This is a genomic window from Thermosipho africanus Ob7, from assembly GCF_003351105.1.
GTDB lineage: Bacteria > Thermotogota > Thermotogae > Thermotogales > Fervidobacteriaceae > Thermosipho > Thermosipho africanus.
The window spans coordinates 1-1193 of the sequence record NZ_NKRG01000023.1 but is presented as its reverse complement, the minus strand read 5'-3'; the positions used below and the strand labels follow the sequence as shown (position 1 = coordinate 1193).

The window sequence follows — 1193 nt, the reverse complement described above, 5'->3', positions numbered from 1 at the left end:
ACCATGACTTATAGAAGTCACGGTTTCCTGCTTCAACCAGTGATGGCTCGTAGACCCTTTGCAGGTTCCGCCGCCAGAGCACTGTCCACAGGCGTAAATTCGGACGGTTCCCGCCCTACTCGTATTGTTAAGCCATATTTGGCTAAATTTTTTGCGGCATTTATATCTCTATCATGCTCTGCTTTGCATATTGGACAGACCCATTTTCTTATTTTCAAATCTTTAACTTCTTTATTAACATAGCCGCATACACTACAAGTTTGACTTGACGGGAAAAATCTATTTGCTTTGATTACTTCTATACCTAAATTTTTTGCTTTGTATGTTAGTATAGTTATGAATTTTCCCCATGATTGCATATGTATGTACTTTGAGAGTTTGGAGTTTTTCATCATACCGTTAATATTAATGTCTTCCACCACAATCTTGCTAACTTGGTTTTCGTTGACAATCTTGTGGGTTACTTTATGAATCCAATCGTTTTTGATATTTATTATTTTTTCATATGCTTTTGCAAGACGTAAACGGGTTTTTTCTCTGTTCTTTGACCCTTTTTGTTTCCTTGACAATTGTCTATGTAATCTCTTTAATTTTTACTCATATTTAGAAAGGTCAGGCAGACTATACTTTTCACCAGTACTCAAAGTAAGTGTATCTTTTATACCTAAGTCTATTCCTATTTTCTTCTTGTTCTTTCGTAGGATAAATACGAAATTTGTAAGTTACTAGCACGTTTATCTTCCCCTTGAGACTTTATATATTCTTTAAGTACTTCTAAAGGTGCTTCACCAACAGTTAATAGACAATAACTTTTAGACCAAAAAGCCGATTTCCAAAGCTTACTTTTTATTTGTGGAAATTTCTTTTTTACTAGTCTAGATGAAGTGCTTTTATATGCATTTATGAATTTAGATAGCTGTGAATTTGGCTGTGCAGAAAACAGCACATGAATATGGTCTTTATCATGATTCCACTCTTGTAATTTAATACCATATTTCTCGCCAATATATTCAAAAATTTTCTTCAAAAAGTCAGATATATTATCATCAATTACAGAACGTCTGTATTTCGTTACAAGAACAAGATGGTAATTCAATTTGAACACTGAATGGTTATTAGATTCAAGAAACATTTTTTCACATCTATATTATATATTAACACCGATTTTATAGCATATTATGCACAAATATGCA

The 1193-nt window shown here is 32.8% G+C and carries 2 protein-coding genes and 1 pseudogene; all 3 read right to left on the bottom strand.

The genetic code is table 11. The annotated features are described in order from the left end of the window. Window positions 1–32: 32 nt before the first annotated feature. A pseudogene (locus OB7_RS09810) lies at window positions 33–581 on the bottom strand (RNA-guided endonuclease TnpB family protein); the annotation flags it as partial. A 49-nt stretch (window positions 582–630) separates the two neighbouring features. Continuing rightward, entirely contained in the window at window positions 631–708 is a 78-nt protein-coding gene (locus tag OB7_RS10240; protein WP_373419047.1) for a hypothetical protein, read from the bottom strand. Further along, entirely contained in the window at window positions 677–1132 is a 456-nt protein-coding gene (gene tnpA / locus OB7_RS09805; protein ID WP_004100532.1) for an IS200/IS605 family transposase, read from the bottom strand. Before tnpA ends, OB7_RS10240 begins: the two co-directional genes overlap by 32 nt. Window positions 1133–1193 lie beyond the last annotated feature (61 nt).